Origin of the sequence: Nitrincola tibetensis, from assembly GCF_003284585.1 — a bacterium.
In the GTDB taxonomy this organism is placed as follows: Bacteria; Pseudomonadota; Gammaproteobacteria; order Pseudomonadales; family Balneatricaceae; genus Nitrincola; species Nitrincola tibetensis.
The window spans coordinates 172,053-188,093 of record NZ_QKRX01000005.1 but is presented as its reverse complement, the minus strand read 5'-3'; the positions used below and the strand labels follow the sequence as shown (position 1 = coordinate 188,093).

Genomic DNA, 16,041 nt, shown 5'->3' with positions numbered 1-16,041 from the left:
CAGCACCCACGAGAGGCTCACATGTCAAACGCTTGCGACTACTGTCGGCCCGATGCAAAACGTCTTAGCCAAGAGGAAGCTGAGCACGAACTAAAAGCCTTAATTGGCTGGTCATTGATTGATGAAAATCAGGAAAGGCTAAAGCTACAACGCCAATTCCCCTTTCCTGATTTTGCCAGCGCACTTCATTTTACCAATCAAGTTGGAGAATTCGCTGAAAAAATCGGCCATCACCCGGACTTATACACAGCCTGGGGGAAGGTCATTGTTGTTTGGTATACCCACAAGATTCAAGGTGTTCAAGTGGGCGATTTTTTATGTGCTGCGGAGACGGATCGTATCTATAGCCAAAATTAAGATTCAATCATCCTTCGAGCGCTTCAGAATATCACCCGAGATGGCATCGACCTCAACATCCCACTCAACACCCATAGCATCACGTATTTCGACTTTGTAAATGTAACGACCGTATTCTGTTTCCAATTCTGTGTCATTAATTGAACCAGGCTGTACAGCCAAGGCAATGTCGTTTAGTTCATCTAAATGCTTGATGACACCGGTTTCGACCAATCTTAGTGCTTCATCGATGCGAACATCATCAGCAACTGCCGCACTTCCTATGATCAACAAACCCGCTACACAGGATTTATAAAACTGACTCTTTTTCATAAAGATACCTTTCGCTTTTTAATCAAGCTCTGAAAATTCTAATAGGGTTGGACAAGTATTCTAGAATTAAGTTTATGCGGCAATCTTAATCAAGTTTCGTCCGCCCTGCTTAGCTTCATATAAGGCCATATCTGCGCGTTTCAAGAGCTCTTTGCTGGTTTCATTTGCATTCAACAAGACTAACCCTGCACTTAACGTCGTTTGAATTGTTTTATCCTTTCCAACCGGAACGCTTACCTGGGCGCAGAGTTGTCGAATACGATCTGAACACATTTCCGCATCTTCTAGGCTCAACCCAGGGAAAACGATAACAAACTCCTCACCTCCGTAGCGGAAAAAAACATCATATGCACGCAACGTTTGGTTCAATTCGTTAGCAACTTTACTCAAGACCTGATCACCAACATCATGCCCGAAGGAGTCGTTAATTTTCTTAAAATTATCAATATCGATCAATAAGCAGGACAAAGGGCTATTTAAACGAGAGGCCTTATTGATTTCAATTTCCAGTAGACTCATACCATAGCGACGATTAAACACTCCTGTTAATCCATCGTATATAGCGTGATTTCGTAATTCTTCTTCCACCGTTTTAAGCCAATAACCTAATACTAATGACACGATAATTCCTGCCAAAGTAACTAAAATATTGGTCACTATTCCAGTGATAAGACGGGTACGGCTGTAGACCAGCTCAATAACCTGATCAGGTGCGCCGAAGGACATCATATGCCCACGATTTTCCTGTAAAATGTAGCGTGTCGACGTATTCCAACTGATGAACTCTAAAGATTGTCGCGTTTCCCTTACTTGGTTAGCCTTGTCCATTATTGAGGCATCCACCTGTTCAGGGCTGGACATAGAGAGTTCCCAACCCAAACGATCTATAATGCGGATACTATCAATCACATCATTGCTTAGCGCAATTCTACGACCCACCTGAACTGGATCCAGTTTTGTCATGTACTCAGCGATGACTTCGGGCTTAATGCCTAACTCTAATATCCACTCTTTATCGGGAGTCGGATAATACGCATATTTACGAAACAGCCCCGTAAGTGTTTCTCGACTCATGCGGTCGACGACAGGTAGCCCTTCTTCTCTAATGGCTTCTAAATACTCATGAAAATCAGCCCACTGGGTTAAATCTAGACCTAAATCCTGCTCAATGGTTGAAAACTCAACAACCCCATTACGGTTGATAATATACACATCCATTGTGTCCTTAAACGAGCTCTTTAATGCCATAAGGTCAATATCTTGCGGTGACTGGCCTGCATCATGATAGGCCTGCATAAACTCATTTAAGCCATCAGACATTTGCCGATCAAACACTGTCTCAAGAATCTCTAAGGCATCGTCGATCAAGTGCAAAGAATGGACAACATCTTGCTCAACCTGATTAATCATTTTTTCGAAGTCACTGGACATTCGAACGCCATTAAACACACCAATTAAAATTAAAATTGGAATGAATACACCCAACATTAGGCGAGTAATTCGATAGAGTGATGGGATCGCTTTATTTGGCGCTGATTGCATGAATACGATATCTCGACGAATGTATAGACTGTCCCTGATTTTACGAACCCATAGACCGACTCCAGCCATGGCCCATTCGATTAAAAAATAATCGACTACCTTAATTCATCACCATGAATTATGCATCTATTTTTTGTCACTCAATACGCTTTGTCATCGAAGGGCATTCACCAAATAATCGTTTGTAATCACATGAAAATTGGCTTAAATGCCAAAATCCCCATTCACTGGCAATCTCCCCCACTGTTCGCTGCTCATGGTTCGCCTGAAGAGCACGTCGAACCGCATTTAAGCGCGACAAACGCAAATATTGCAAAGGACTGATGCCGAGAACAGTCATAAAGCTATACTGAAGAGTGCGGCGGCTTACATTTGCCAAGTCACAGAGTTCCGTTACGGAAATAGGGGTATCTTTATTCTCCTGTAAATACCCTCTGACTTGATCAACCACTTTCTTTCGATGTTTAAATCCTGATTTTTGCGTGCAGACTAATGAGTATTGATCAAAAATATCCAACAACATCAGACAAATCAAATCATACTGAAGGTGATCAGGAGGTCGAAGATCACGTGCTTTAAGTAGATGATCCAATAAATAATGTGCTTGCTGCAACACTTTAGAAGGCAACTGAATTCGTGGTGTATCAAATAATTCCTTTGGTAAAGCAATATCATGACGATCGGCGATCGCATGAAAATCAGATTGAGAAATCACAATACCAAATATTTCAAAGTGCTCTGGTGTTGTTAATTCAAAGGCAACTCCTCCTGGACGGCAAATAATTTTGTTATGTTCAACCTCCAAACCATTCACACGACTTGTCGATGATGTTTGCACGGGCAAACCCAGCCAAAATGAATCCGCCGACACCTCGCAGGCCTGCTGCAATGCCTGCTCAGTCTCTTCCTTGAAAACATGCACCTGCTCTAGTGTCAGCTCTGTCAACTTACCAAAAAACTCGCCATCACTGATTTGATCGTACTGCTGACGCCATGATTTTAAACTCTCAGCTTGCAGATTAACGTCAAATGTTTCTATCACCGTGGGCGCAGTTCCTGGTGTCCATTGTTGATATTTGGTCTGTTTTTGTGCGCTCTCATATTGATAGGACATTTTTTGCCTCCTTTTGGTGAAGCACTTTGCCAGCCTGATACAAAAAATATAAAACCATTGATATAAAAGAACTTTTACTTTGCCAAATTTTGTTAACGCCCCAACTTTAGCAATTGTTAAGCTAAAAAATCCGCGATTGCTGCTGTATTTAAAACCGAGACTACTATGAACCTAAACCAATCCTTGGGTTTCAGTTGAACTGTTTTAAATACAGCAAAAGCTGTGCCTTTTTATGATGATTCCAAAAAAGACACGGCTAAGGGGTTCGAAAAAATGATTTCACCACTGACGATATATCTAAATTGATAGACTAAGAGGATAAATCCTATGGCCTTAGAAACACCAACCTTAGAAAGTCTGCAGGCAGCGCTGGATGCGCAGCAGGCAGTCTTTGCTATGCACCAGTCCATGAATATGGAAGTTTTTTACTGGTGGTGCACCGCAATCATGCTCATGATTCATGCAGGCTTTCTTGCGTATGAGATGGGCGCTTCACGCAGTAAAAATGCCCTAGCTGCAGGTATCAAAAACATTTTGGCTTTGGCGACAATTATTCCAGCGTTTTACTTATTTGGCTGGTGGATTTACAACGCTTTTCCAGGTGGTTTATTACCGGCAAGTGTTCCTGAAGCCTTGCCTTGGTCAGACAGCATGGGGCCGAATGTCAGCGATATGGCAACAGGCATTTTTTGGGGTGCATTCGCTCTGTTCGGAGCCACAACAGGGTCAATTCTATCAGGCGCCGTTATTGAGCGTATTCGGGTCAGCGCCTTCCTAATATTAACCATCACAGTTGGCAGTGTCGCTTGGATACTGGCAGGTGCTTGGGGCTGGCACCCAGACGGATGGCTATTGACTAAACTGGGCTATCATGATGTTGGCGCATCGGGTGTTGTACATGCTGTTGCTGGCTTCTTTACGTTGGGAGTCTTGATCAATTTAGGCGCTCGTAAGGGCAAATTTATTAATGGTGTTGCACAAACAATTGCACCTCACAGCCTACCCATGACCCTAATTGGCCTCATGATGATCATCTTCGGCTTCTTCGGCTTTTTAGGCGGTTGCATTATTTTCAACGGCGGCGATATTGGCTGGACGACGATTTACAACACTCCGACTAACCTTTCAGCCTTTGCATTTAATACCCTGATGGGCTTTTCCGGTGGTGTGATTGGATGCTATATCGCCACACGTGACCCTTTTTGGACGATGTCAGGCGGACTGGTCGGTATCATCTCTGTTGCCGCTGGTCTTGACCTTTACGACCCAGCTCTTGCCTTCATGATTGCGACCTGTATGGGTGTTCTTGCCGTTAAGTTTGCAAAAATCCTTGAAAACAAGGGAATCGATGATGCTGTAGGGGCTGTTGCGGTCCATGGATTTACCGGTTTTGTCGCCGTTATTCTTGTCGGTGTTTTTGCGGACGGCACTCCTAATGTTGATGGCAATCCCGCCATTTCTCTTCAAGGACAATCTATTGCTGCAATCGTGATGGCTCTAGTCGGTTTCATACCCGGCTACGGTATTTCTTTGCTGCTTAAGAAGATGAGCATGTTGCGTGTACCTGATGCCGTTGAAGACTTAGGCATAGATGAAGTGGAAATTTTAGCCAAGCCTTATCCCGAAACCAGTGTTCCGGCCACTCGCCCAAGTGAAGTGCCCAACAAGCTGGCCAATGTTTGAAAACACCCTTTAAACAATTAATAACTGGAGAAAACAATCATGGGCGCATCAATAACAGAGTGGGAAAATGCGGCGGCCTATTTTACGTTTGCCGATAATCCTCTAGCACTGGTTTTATTTTCAATCGGAGTAGCCACAATAATCATAGGGGTTATTGCCTCAATTAAACACCATGAAGATAAGGCATTTGATAAGTATAAAGACAAGTAAAATGGTCTGACCAAATTACATTAAGATTTTTGACAATCCGTTTTCGAACTCAAAATGAGAACGGATTTTTTATTAAATTTCAATAACTTAAATAAAAAACTTTATCTATTAAACGTCAAAAAATCAAACATTGTTCCGCATAGCAGAAACAGCAACCTCAGTATTAATTGACTCTAAAATGACAGCAACCTTAGTAAGTTGCTCCTATTCATTCTATAATGCTCTAATCTAAGTAACTCCACCTATAAATAACTGATAAAAATGCTCTTTATCTTTTATATACAACTTTATTGTGACCTTTCCTATACAACATGACACATAATAACCCTATATCTTCTATGCTTTATACATCTGCAATTTTTTGAAGGATCAAGTGATGAGAAACAACGGCCCCACAACGCGTACAGAGAAGACCTTTCCTCAGGATATCAGGCTCATTTCGGCAACCGATCTTAATGGCACTATTTTACATTGCAATGACGCCTTCGTTGAGATCAGTGGTTACTCTAAAGAGGAACTTATCGGTCAGCCTCATAACTTGGTTCGTCACCCAGACATGCCGCCGTTGGCCTACCAAATCATGTGGGAGCATTTAAAACAAGGCAAGCCTTGGATGGGGCTGGTCAAAAATCGCTGCAAAAACGGTGACTTTTATTGGGTCGATGCCTACATCACCCCAATCACAGAACATGGAAAAGTGGTTGGCTACGAATCTGTACGCTCCTGCCCGTCTCGACAAGATGTTGAACGAGCGGATGCCTTGTATCAACGTATCAATGCAGGCAAAGGGACTAAATTCACGCTTCCTTTTAAGCCTGAAACCTTATTCATAGCCTTAGCGTTACTCATCACCGGACTATTATTTGTTTACGGCTATAAAGAAGTCACTCAGATTATTCTATCAACATCTGTCATTATTTATGGTATCTGGGTCACTTATCGTCAAAAACAAATGTTACGTTATTTAAATGAGTTAACTGCCAGCTCCTTTAAACACCCGCTGGCCGTGCAAAGCTATTCAGACCATCATGCCGATTTAGGCGCGCTTTCGGTTGCGATAAAAAGTGAAAAGGCTCACTTAACCACCGTGCTCACGAGGATTGAAAATGCAGCGCAACTGGTGTCTAAAGAGTCCAAAAATGGTCTAAAGCTCATGGCACATACCCATGCCGAGATTAATCGCCAACATAATGAAACAGAACTTGTTGCAACGGCCATGAATGAAATGACCATGACGATTGCCGAAGTCTCAAATCACTTACAAAGCACAGCTTCTGAAGCTGAAACAGCCAACCGACTGGCCAATGAGGGGCGCAGTGTTGCTCAAACGACGTTAAAAGCCATACAAGAACTGCGCGACACTGTCGCCAATATCAGCCAGTCTGTTCTTGATGTTGCGGAGCAAACAAAACTCATTTCCGAGGCGGCACAAATCATTGAAAAAATTGCAGAGCAAACCAACCTTCTTGCATTAAATGCAGCCATTGAAGCGGCTCGTGCAGGCGAACAAGGCCGTGGATTTGCGGTTGTTGCCGATGAAGTAAGATCCTTAGCCAGCCGCACACAAGAGTCAACAAAAGAGATTTATATCATTATCAAACAGCTAACCACCGCTGCTGAAGATGCCGTTCGAGTCGCAGATTCAGGCCGTGAAGATGCAGACACAGGCATGCAACGCGTTGCTGAAACCTCAGAGGTGTTAAACGGTATTTCAGAAGCCATTAGCGTGATTGATAACATGGCCACACAAATGGCCGCCGCTGTTGAAGAGCAAGCCCATGTTGCCGAGGATATTAATCGACAAGTGGTCAATATCTCTACCTTAGCTCAGAGCAGCCAATCCAGCGCTGGCAGTGCCTATGGCTCTGTAGAGCAGCTGCAGAAGACATCTGATGAACTTCATGAACTCGTTGTTCGCTTTAAACGTTAAGAAAGCAGCAACCGCAAAGGCTCCAAGACTCATCTTTCTGTAAAAAACGCCAGTCAATACTGGCGTTTTCTATCTCAGGATACAGGTTTAACGATCGCCCAAACGGGTGGCCGATGATATCGCCCCACTACCGAACTCAATAGTAAAAATGCTATCAGCGAATACCCCACCTGCACTAATTCAAAAAACACCAACGCACAAATTAAAACACAACAATCACCGACTAACGTCGTCTTACCTGCATGTATCGAAAAGCGTCGCTCAAGATACACAGCAAGAATATTTAATCCGCCCAAGGACGCATTGTGACGGAAAAGGATAATCAGCCCAAATCCCACTAACATTCCACCTAAAACAGCCGCCATCAATGGATCAATTTCGATATGGATATAACGATGCATAAGCTCGGACATCACCGACAAGAGACTAATGCTGCAAAATGTTCGCAGAGTAAAGGCCCAACCCAATGTCCGGACAGCCAGCACGTAAAAAGGAAGGTTTATAAGAAAGAAAAGCTGTCCAAATGACAGTTCAGTTAAGCGTGTTAAAATCATGCCCATGCCTGCGGTGCCACTGATTAACAAGCCGGAAGCATTAAGTAGATGTACGCCAAGCGCAACTAACAAGCAGCCCTCAAAAATTGAGAGCCAACGATGGGTAGTACTCATAACAAATCCTCACTATTCACCTCAGCTTATGGCTGGTCGGGTATAGAGATTAATAAAAGTGCTTCTTGTGGAAGCAGAATGTTTGCAAAGACTGCGAAGAAGAGGCTGCATAATACATACCAATTGTGATAAATAGCAGTCAGGAAAGAAAAAAGGGGAGAAAATTGATATTAGGCCGAGCAATTTGGACTTTATACGCCCTAACTAGGTGCCAAAAAGACTTTTTAACGTCACCAAAAGGTGCGCAAGCGCACACCTTTTAGCATAAAAGCAACAGTGTCAGTCAAACAAATGCTGAGCATGAAAGCGTAAATGCTCTTCAATGAAGCTCGCAATAAAGTAATAGCTATGGTCATAGCCATCTTGATAGCGAATCGCTGCTTCGAAGTTCATTTCTTGGCAAACAGTCTCTAGCACCGATGTTTTTAACTGCTCAGATAAAAAGGTATCCGATAAGCCTTGATCAACTAGCAGTGGGATCTGAGCCGCACCATGACGGATCAACTCAACACTATCATAGTCTTTCCAAGACTCAACATGGGACCCTAAATACCCCGAAAAGGCTTTTTGTCCCCAAGGGCAATCGCTTGGATTCACAATCGGCGAAAATGCCGAGACGCTTTGATAACGCCCCGCATTTCGCAGAGCAATCATGATGGCTCCATGGCCCCCCATGGAGTGTCCTGAAATCGAGCGCACCTGGGTCACAGGCAACTCTTTTTCAACCAAGGCTGGCAGCTCAGCAACAATGTAATCATACATCCGATAATGCTCAGACCAGGGTGCTTCGGTTGCATTGACATAAAAGCCTGCACCCAAACCAAAATCATAGGCACCCTCGGCATCATCCGGAACCTGATCACCTCTTGGGCTAGTGTCGGGTATAATCAGGGCAATTCCCAACTCAGCGGCCACACGTTGAGCACCCGCTTTTGTTGTAAAGTTCTGATCATTGCAGGTCAAACCCGATAGCCAATACACAGCGGGCACTGGCGTTCCAACGCAGGACTGAGGCGGTAAATAGACGCTGAACTGCATCGTGCAATTCAGCGTGTCTGAATAGTGTTCATATTGGTTTTGCTGCCCACCAAAACACCGAACAGAGCTCTTCAGAACAAAGGATGTTGACATGCCAGCTCCCTGTTAATAATGAATAACGGTTCGAATCGATTTGCCTTCATGCATCAAATCAAAGGCTTCGTTGATTTGTTCGAGAGGCAGTGTATGGGTAATAAAAGTATCCAACTCATATTCACCTTGCATAAAACGCTCAACATAGCCTGGTAGCTCCGAACGGCCCTTAACACCACCGAATGCACTGCCACGCCATACGCGCCCTGTCACCAATTGGAACGGACGTGTCGAGATTTCCTGTCCAGCTCCGGCAACGCCTATAATGACGGACTCACCCCAGCCTTTATGACAGCACTCTAAGGCCGCTCGCATGACATTCACATTGCCGATACATTCAAATGAGAAGTCGACACCACCATCTGTGAGCTCAACGATGACCTCTTGAACAGGGCGGTCATACTTGCTTGGATTAATGAAGTCTGTTGCACCTAGTTTTTTTGCTATTTCAAACTTATCTTCATTTAGATCGATGGCAATAATTCGGCTGGCTTTTGCTTGAACCGCGCCAATAATGACCGCTAAACCTATTCCCCCTAAGCCAAAGACCGCTACCGTATCGCCCTCTTTTACTTTGGCGGTATTGTGCACAGCCCCCATTCCTGTGGTCACACCACAGCCTAGCAAACAAACTTTTTCTAAGGGTGCCTCTTTGTTTATTTTTGCTAGCGATATTTCGGGAACCACGGTGTACTCAGAAAACGTAGACGTTCCCATGTAGTGATAAATAGGTTGACCATCTTTATAAAAACGCGTCGTGCCATCCGGCATCAAGCCCTTACCTTGCGTCGCACGGACCGCTTGACATAGGTTGGTTTTTCCTGATTTACAGAATTTACAAACGCCACATTCAGCGGTGTAGAGCGGAATCACATGGTCACCCACCGCAAGGCTGGTAACACCTTCGCCAACCGCTTCAACTATGCCTGCACCCTCGTGGCCGAGAATTGCAGGGAAAATACCTTCTGGGTCATCACCTGACAACGTAAAGGCATCAGTATGACAGACACCCGTAGCAACAATGCGCACCAACACTTCGCCTTTTTGAGGCGGCATCAAGTCCACTTCTTCAATGCTTAAAGGTTGACCTGGCCCCCAGGCAACGGCTGCTCTTGTTTTGATCATGTCCATCTTAACTCCTGATTTTCTTAGCATAACAAATTATCTTAATAGCTAACCATTATAGAGATTAAGTGACTCGGTATTAGGGGTTGGTCAGCAAATGACTTTTGTTACTGAGAAATAATGCACTTATACCTGAGCAAATAAGCGCAAAATATCAGGCTGTTGCGTACGCTCAACCAAAAAATCAATGAACAATCTAACTTTAGGCGAGAGATAGCGATGATGAGGGTACATAATCCATACCGCTGATTCACGAAAACGGTATTCATCTAGCACGGGTACTAACCGTCCCGTCTCAATGTATTCATCAATGTAATAACCAGGAAGCTGGGTAATCCCCATTCCCTTCAAAGCGGCATCCACTAGCGCCAATCCTGAATTGGCATGGTAGCGCCCACTGATGCGTATCTCGCGACGCTGGCCATCAACGGAAAATAACCAGCGATCTTTCGTACCCACTAAACACTGGTGTTGATATAAATCCTGTAAACACTCAGGTGTAGCATGGTGCTGGAGATACTCCGGAGATGCCACTAAGCGTTCATTACGATCTAGGATTCGTCGTGCAATTAAAGAAGAATCATCCAGAACGCCCATGCGAATTGCGACATCATACCCCTCTTCAACCAATTCAACGCAACGATTCGTAAAGTGCATACGCACTTCCAACAGGGGGTACTTCAACATGAAATCATTCACAATGGGCGCAATAAAATGCTCACCAAAAGTGGTTCCAGCCGTCAGGCGTAAAATACCTTTAGGGCTGCTTTGCAAATCATTGATGGCCGCTTCCGCTTCCAAAAAGCCATCCAACATGTGACGACAATGCTCAAAATACACTTGGCCAGCATCCGTTAAGCGTATGTGCCGAGTGGTTCGATACAAAAGCTGCGTCCCGAGTTGTTCCTCCAAGCGAGCGACCAAACGACTGACATGCGAGCCCGATACTTTAAGATGCTTAGCCGCTGCTGAAAAACTACCGAGCTTTACCACTTCTACAAACGCATCAATACAGTCCCAGCGGTTCATGTCGCTTTCTCTCACTTATTATCAAACACAATTCACTTAAGGCAGTTCCGCCTACAACAGGATAAAATGCCCACAGACTCAACGCAAAACTTCTTTAAGAGATTTAAATATGTATGACCTTGTCGCGAACGAAACGGATTTCTTAGTTGTTGCTAAATACCCAGGAGTCGACTTTCACAGCCAGTCTGGAAATGCTGGATTGGCGGCACAGCTGCAACAGGATCTTGGTTATCCATTGTTTGCCGTTCATCGGCTCGACACACTGACGTCGGGCTTACTTCTGTTTGCCAAATCCTCAGAAAGTGCACACCAGCTTTCCAAGCGCTTTTCAGAGCGACGCATCCAAAAGTTCTACTTAGCGATTGCGAAAGGCAAACCCACTAAAAAGCAAGGAAAGATACAAGGCGACATGGCCAAATCACGACGTGGCCAATACAAACTGATGCGCAGCCAAGACAACCCAGCAATTACGCGCTTCTACTCACATGCATTACAGGATGGTTTACGTCTTTACTTATTAAAGCCCGAAACAGGCAAAACTCACCAGTTACGTGTCGCACTGGCCAGCCTAGGAACCCCCATCCTTGGCGATCAACGCTATGGAGGTGGTGAAGCGGATAGAGGTTATCTACATGCCTATTGCTTAAGTTTTGAGTTCAACTCGATACACTACCAATATCGACATTCTCCTTCACAAGGCCAAATGTTCCTGACTGACAACTGCCAATCACATATCAATACAGAGTGGTTCAGCCCTGAACACATCGAATGGCCAACTCGGTGACGGTTATCGTTCAACGCTGACAACTGTACCTCTTTGGTTACGACCCAGCCAAAGACCCAGCATAAACACCAACAAGGCTGCCCACACAAGTCCAAACGTCACTAAACGTTGCGGTGGGTAGTCCTCTTGTAGAATCAATACGGCAATCAAAAACTGCAAAGTCGGGTTAATGTACATAATAAAGCCAACAATCGATAAATCCAGTCGTTTGGCAGCCGCTGCAAACAATAGCAAGGGAATAGCGGTCAAAATTCCCGAGGCAAACAAAAGCAAACTCGTCGTTAAGTCTTCACCAAAAGCCAGGTCGACGTCCACCTGAACAAATTGCCATCCCATCCAAAGTAAGGCCAGAGGGAACAACCATAGCGTTTCAACGGTTAGACCATTGAGACTATCAACCGGAAAGTGCTTTCTGACCAATCCGTAAAAACCAAAGGACAGCGCCAAGGTTAAAGGAATCCAAGGGAGTGAACCCAAACTATACAACTCCCACGCCACGGCAATGGCCGCAATCCCCCCTGCAATCGCCTGTAAGGGGTGCAGTTTCTCTTTTAGCAGCACGCGAGCCAAAAACAAGCTTACCAAGGGGGTCATGTAATAGCCTAAACTTGCTTCAAGAACACGCCCTTGACCCACCGCCCAAATGTAAATTAACCAATTCGCACCGATCAAAAGCGAGCTAAGGATTAACCAAGGCATCATCGCTCGTTGCTGAAACAACTGCCAGAAGGATTGAAAACGTCCCATCACCAATACAATCGTCATCGTTGCCACTAGCGACCAAATCACGCGATTGGATAACACCTCTATCGCGGGTATCTCTTTCAGCAAATTAAAATACAGTGGAAAGCATCCCCATATGACATAGGCGGCCAACGCTAGCCAAAAGCCTCGCATACAACTGACTCCATACAAAATGACAGGTTTATTGAGAATAAGATGAGAAATAGGGAACGGAATTCTTGGATAATCAGCTAAAACCGATCATCATAGACTTCGATGGTATTAATCTAATTGTTTCGATTGTTTCATGCAATTAATCGTCTGAAAATATTGTTTCCTAACATTCAGGATCAAGATCCAAAAAGAAGCTGAACACTAAGCAATCGACTCGGAAGGCGTCTTTGTGTAAGTGTCTGACATCCAGGCACTTCAACGAGTAAAATGCAGAATGACTATACAATAGGAATTGTAAACAATGCGTATTCATACAAGTAGTACCTTAGCCTTATCCACCTGTTTATTGATGCTTGCTGGGTGCAGCAGCCAAAACACAGTTGCCCCCTCAGCCCTTGCCACGTCTGATCAAGTCAGCTCTCCTTTAGAGCCTCAATCTTTTTCTGGGCTGTTGCCATGCGCCAGTTGTCCAGGCATTGAAACTCAGCTTGATCTGCTTCCTGATGGTCGCTACTTCTTAACTGAAACCTATCAAGATCGACCCAATGCGACTTTTACGCGGGCTGGATATTGGGAAATAGACGAAACACGCTTATTACTGCAGCATGAGGATAGCAGTCTGGTCTTTTTTGCGACGGACAGTGGTGGCTGGCTGCAAGCCGATACTGAAGGCCGCCCTATTCAGTCAAACTTAAACTACGAAATACGCCCCACTCAGTGGGCACCTAAGCCCTTAGCAATGAACATTACGGGAATGCTGATCTATTACGCAGATGCCGCGAGTGTCGTCGACTGCTCTACCGGAACTCGCTTTCCTGTCGAAATGACAGACGCTTGGCTTGATATAGAACGCACCTACTTATCCTCTATTAGCGCCCCTGGCAGCTATTTACAAATTAATGCCGACGTAGCGCTCAACTGGAAAACACCTGAGGAAGGACCTGCAAATTACTACTTAGCCTTTCACAATCTGACATCCTTCACACCTGCAACGACTTGCGGCACCTCCCTGGACAAGATCGAGCATCATGAATGGCGCATCCGAGAGTTGGCGGGGACATTTAACCAAGACTTGCCCGAAGAGAGTAAACCCTTTATCAAGGTCAGCGGTCAACAGCTATCCGGACATACTGGCTGTAACACGCTCGCAGGCTCAATCACCTTGGAAAACAATCGATTAACGCTAGGCCCTGTGGCCACCACGCGCATGTTCTGCATGCAAACGGCCGATTTGGAAACCCAATTTTTGCAAAAGCTCGAACAAGCCACTTATGTCAGTCTTGAGGGGCCTTATTGGACTTGGTATAACGAAGACATGGGAAGATTAATGTCCTTCGAACAAGCAGCACCTCGTTCAAACACTGATTAGCGCTGTCTAGTAAAAAACACCCCCTTCTTCGTTTACAAAAGAAGGGGGTGTTTAGTGTACGAAAAATCCGTTCAGCTTTTATTCGTAGGCTTTAGGAAGTTTAAAGGTAAAGATTGAGCCGCCTTGGTTGAAATTGCTGACGCGCTGAGCCACCTCGCCGCCCCACAAAGGAACAGCTCCACCCCATCCAGAGACAACCGACACATACTGCTCGTCATCCATTTCCCAAGTAACAGGTGTTCCAACAATGCCAGAGCCTGTATTGAAGCGATAGAGCATTTCACCTGTCTTAGCATCGAACGCCATCAAGTAGCCTTCAGGGTTACCCGTGAACACTAGGTTTGATTTGGTCGTCATAACGCCGCCCCATAAAGGCGCATAGTTGTTGTAACGCCATACCTCTTCACCCGTTTTTGGGTCCATGGCACGGAGAACACCGATATAGTCTTCATTAATTGGACGAATCGTGAAACCAGCACCCAGATACGCAGCCCCCTTACGGTAGGTTACATCTTCGTTCCAGATATCCATTTCCCACTCATTGGATGGCACATAGAAAAGACCTGTCTCTTGGCTATAGGCCATCGGCATCCAGTTTTTACCGCCTAAGAAAGAGGGCGCTGTTGTAACCGTTTCACCCTGAGTACCTTCCGTTTTGGCAGGATTGCCAGGACGGTTATCATCGTTAAAGATAGGGCGTCCATTTTCATCTAGGCCAGATGCCCAAGTGATTTTATCGACAAAGGGGAAACCACGAATAAAGTCACCGGATTCACGCTCTAACACGTAGAAGAAGCCGTTACGATCCGCCGTTGCAACCGCTTTAACCGTCTTACCGTCTTCTTCGTAATCGAATGAGATCACCTCGTTCACACCATCGTAATCCCAACCGTCATTTGGTGTGGTTTGGAAGGACCAAACAATTTCACCCGTATCAGGATTAAGCGCTAAACGAGAGGCAGAATACAGGTTGTCGCCCGGACGTAAATGTGAGTTCCAAGGAGCCGGGTTACCTGTTCCAAAGAACAGCAGATTGGTGTCTGGATCATAACTTCCGCCCAACCAAGTGGCCGCTCCACCTGTTTTCCATAGGTCGCCTGGCCAGGTTTTTCCAGCCTCGCCACCGGTGATGCCATTTTCAACCTGCTGGCCATCCTTCCAGATGTAGCCCATGTGCCCTTCTACCGTTGGACGCGTCCAAAGCAAATTGCCTGTTTTGGCATCATAGGCTTCCACTTTACCGACAATACCAAACTCACCACCGGCTACCCCTGTGATGATTTTGTCATTAACGATCAGCGGAGCCGCTGTGATTGAATAGCCCTCTTGATAGTCACCAACGGTTTTGCGCCATACAACACGACCCGTATCTTTATCCAGAGCCACCAGACGTGCATCCAAGGTGCCGAATATCACCAGATTGTCGTACACGCCCACACCACGGTTAATCACGTCACAGCACGGCATGATGCCATCCGGTAAACGAGCATTGTATTCCCAAAGCTCCTCACCCGTTCTCGCATCAACTGCGAAGACGCGCGAGTAAGACGCCGACACATACATCACCCCATCAACAATAATGGGTTGCGCTTCTTGTCCACGTTGTTTTTCACCACCGAACGAAAACGCCCAAACCGGACGTAAATCTTTAACATTATCCGCATTTAATTTTGTTAAAGGGCTATAGCGCTGTTTTTGGAGCCCCATACCATCTGTCACAATGCGGTCTGTGGTCAGATGGTCTTGCAATAAATCGTCATTGGTTACCGCGTGAGCTTGCCAGCTCAAAGACATAGCAGCGACCAAAGCGCTGATTGCAAAATATTTACCATGGCTTGGTTTCATGTTGATCACCTTTACGGATTATTGTTGTTTTCCCGGTATAGACTG

The 16,041-nt window shown here is 45.3% G+C and carries 15 protein-coding genes; 6 read left to right on the top strand and 9 right to left on the bottom strand.

What is annotated here, in order from left to right; genetic code table 11:
* Nucleotides 1–21 precede the first annotated feature (21 nt).
* Nucleotides 22–357, top strand: coding sequence for a 4a-hydroxytetrahydrobiopterin dehydratase (locus DN062_RS08840; RefSeq protein WP_112158968.1), 336 nt, complete (start codon nt 22–24; stop codon nt 355–357).
* Nucleotides 358–360: 3 nt separating this feature from the next.
* Here DN062_RS08840 and DN062_RS08835 read toward each other — a convergent pair whose 3' ends face one another.
* From DN062_RS08835 to DN062_RS08825, 3 genes are all read right to left on the bottom strand, one after another.
* Nucleotides 361–669, bottom strand: a complete 309-nt coding sequence (locus DN062_RS08835; protein ID WP_112158967.1) for a PepSY domain-containing protein — start codon at nt 667–669, stop codon at nt 361–363.
* 72 nt (nt 670–741) lie between these two features.
* Nucleotides 742–2,280 (bottom strand): sensor domain-containing diguanylate cyclase, encoded by a 1,539-nt coding sequence (locus DN062_RS08830; protein ID WP_112158966.1) that lies wholly within the window; start codon nt 2,278–2,280, stop codon nt 742–744.
* 67 nt (nt 2,281–2,347) lie between these two features.
* Nucleotides 2,348–3,325, bottom strand: a complete 978-nt coding sequence (locus DN062_RS08825) for a helix-turn-helix domain-containing protein (RefSeq protein WP_112158965.1) — start codon at nt 3,323–3,325, stop codon at nt 2,348–2,350.
* Between the two features lie 327 nt (nt 3,326–3,652).
* Here DN062_RS08825 and DN062_RS08820 point away from each other — a divergent pair, with 327 nt between their 5' ends.
* From DN062_RS08820 to DN062_RS08815, 3 genes are all read left to right on the top strand, one after another.
* Entirely contained in the window at nt 3,653–5,008 is a 1,356-nt protein-coding gene (locus DN062_RS08820) for an ammonium transporter (RefSeq protein ID WP_112158964.1), read from the top strand.
* Nucleotides 5,009–5,047: 39 nt separating this feature from the next.
* Entirely contained in the window at nt 5,048–5,218 is a 171-nt protein-coding gene (locus tag DN062_RS18650) for a hypothetical protein (protein ID WP_164498074.1), read from the top strand.
* Between the two features lie 376 nt (nt 5,219–5,594).
* Nucleotides 5,595–7,148 carry a methyl-accepting chemotaxis protein gene (locus tag DN062_RS08815; protein WP_112158963.1) on the top strand — a complete coding sequence of 518 codons (1,554 nt, stop codon included), beginning with the start codon at nt 5,595–5,597 and terminating at the stop codon, nt 7,146–7,148.
* Nucleotides 7,149–7,222: 74 nt separating this feature from the next.
* Here DN062_RS08815 and DN062_RS08810 read toward each other — a convergent pair whose 3' ends face one another.
* The 4 genes from DN062_RS08810 to DN062_RS08795 all read right to left on the bottom strand — a co-directional run bounded on the left by DN062_RS08810 (nt 7,223) and on the right by DN062_RS08795 (nt 11,101).
* A complete protein-coding gene (locus DN062_RS08810) occupies nt 7,223–7,816 on the bottom strand; it encodes a YitT family protein (RefSeq protein ID WP_112158962.1) in 594 nt (197 codons plus the stop codon).
* Between the two features lie 279 nt (nt 7,817–8,095).
* Nucleotides 8,096–8,947, bottom strand: coding sequence for an S-formylglutathione hydrolase (fghA, locus tag DN062_RS08805; protein ID WP_112158961.1), 852 nt, complete (start codon nt 8,945–8,947; stop codon nt 8,096–8,098).
* A 12-nt stretch (nt 8,948–8,959) separates the two neighbouring features.
* A complete protein-coding gene (locus tag DN062_RS08800) occupies nt 8,960–10,069 on the bottom strand; it encodes an S-(hydroxymethyl)glutathione dehydrogenase/class III alcohol dehydrogenase (RefSeq protein ID WP_193483884.1) in 1,110 nt (369 codons plus the stop codon).
* A gap of 129 nt (nt 10,070–10,198) precedes the next feature.
* Nucleotides 10,199–11,101, bottom strand: coding sequence for a LysR substrate-binding domain-containing protein (locus tag DN062_RS08795; RefSeq protein ID WP_112158959.1), 903 nt, complete (start codon nt 11,099–11,101; stop codon nt 10,199–10,201).
* Nucleotides 11,102–11,210: 109 nt separating this feature from the next.
* Between DN062_RS08795 and DN062_RS08790 the strand changes: the two genes are divergently transcribed.
* The gene (locus DN062_RS08790; RefSeq protein WP_112158958.1) at nt 11,211–11,885 is read left to right on the top strand and encodes a TIGR01621 family pseudouridine synthase; all 675 of its coding nucleotides are present in this window, start codon (nt 11,211–11,213) and stop codon (nt 11,883–11,885) included.
* A gap of 3 nt (nt 11,886–11,888) precedes the next feature.
* On the opposite strand, the gene rarD is transcribed toward DN062_RS08790, so the two are convergent.
* The gene (gene rarD / locus DN062_RS08785; protein WP_112158957.1) at nt 11,889–12,782 is read right to left on the bottom strand and encodes an EamA family transporter RarD; all 894 of its coding nucleotides are present in this window, start codon (nt 12,780–12,782) and stop codon (nt 11,889–11,891) included.
* 301 nt (nt 12,783–13,083) lie between these two features.
* Between rarD and DN062_RS08780 the strand changes: the two genes are divergently transcribed.
* The gene (locus DN062_RS08780) at nt 13,084–14,151 is read left to right on the top strand and encodes an META domain-containing protein (protein ID WP_112158956.1); all 1,068 of its coding nucleotides are present in this window, start codon (nt 13,084–13,086) and stop codon (nt 14,149–14,151) included.
* Nucleotides 14,152–14,229: 78 nt separating this feature from the next.
* Here DN062_RS08780 and DN062_RS08775 read toward each other — a convergent pair whose 3' ends face one another.
* Nucleotides 14,230–15,996 (bottom strand): PQQ-dependent methanol/ethanol family dehydrogenase, encoded by a 1,767-nt coding sequence (locus tag DN062_RS08775; protein WP_112158955.1) that lies wholly within the window; start codon nt 15,994–15,996, stop codon nt 14,230–14,232.
* Nucleotides 15,997–16,041: the final 45 nt, after the last annotated feature.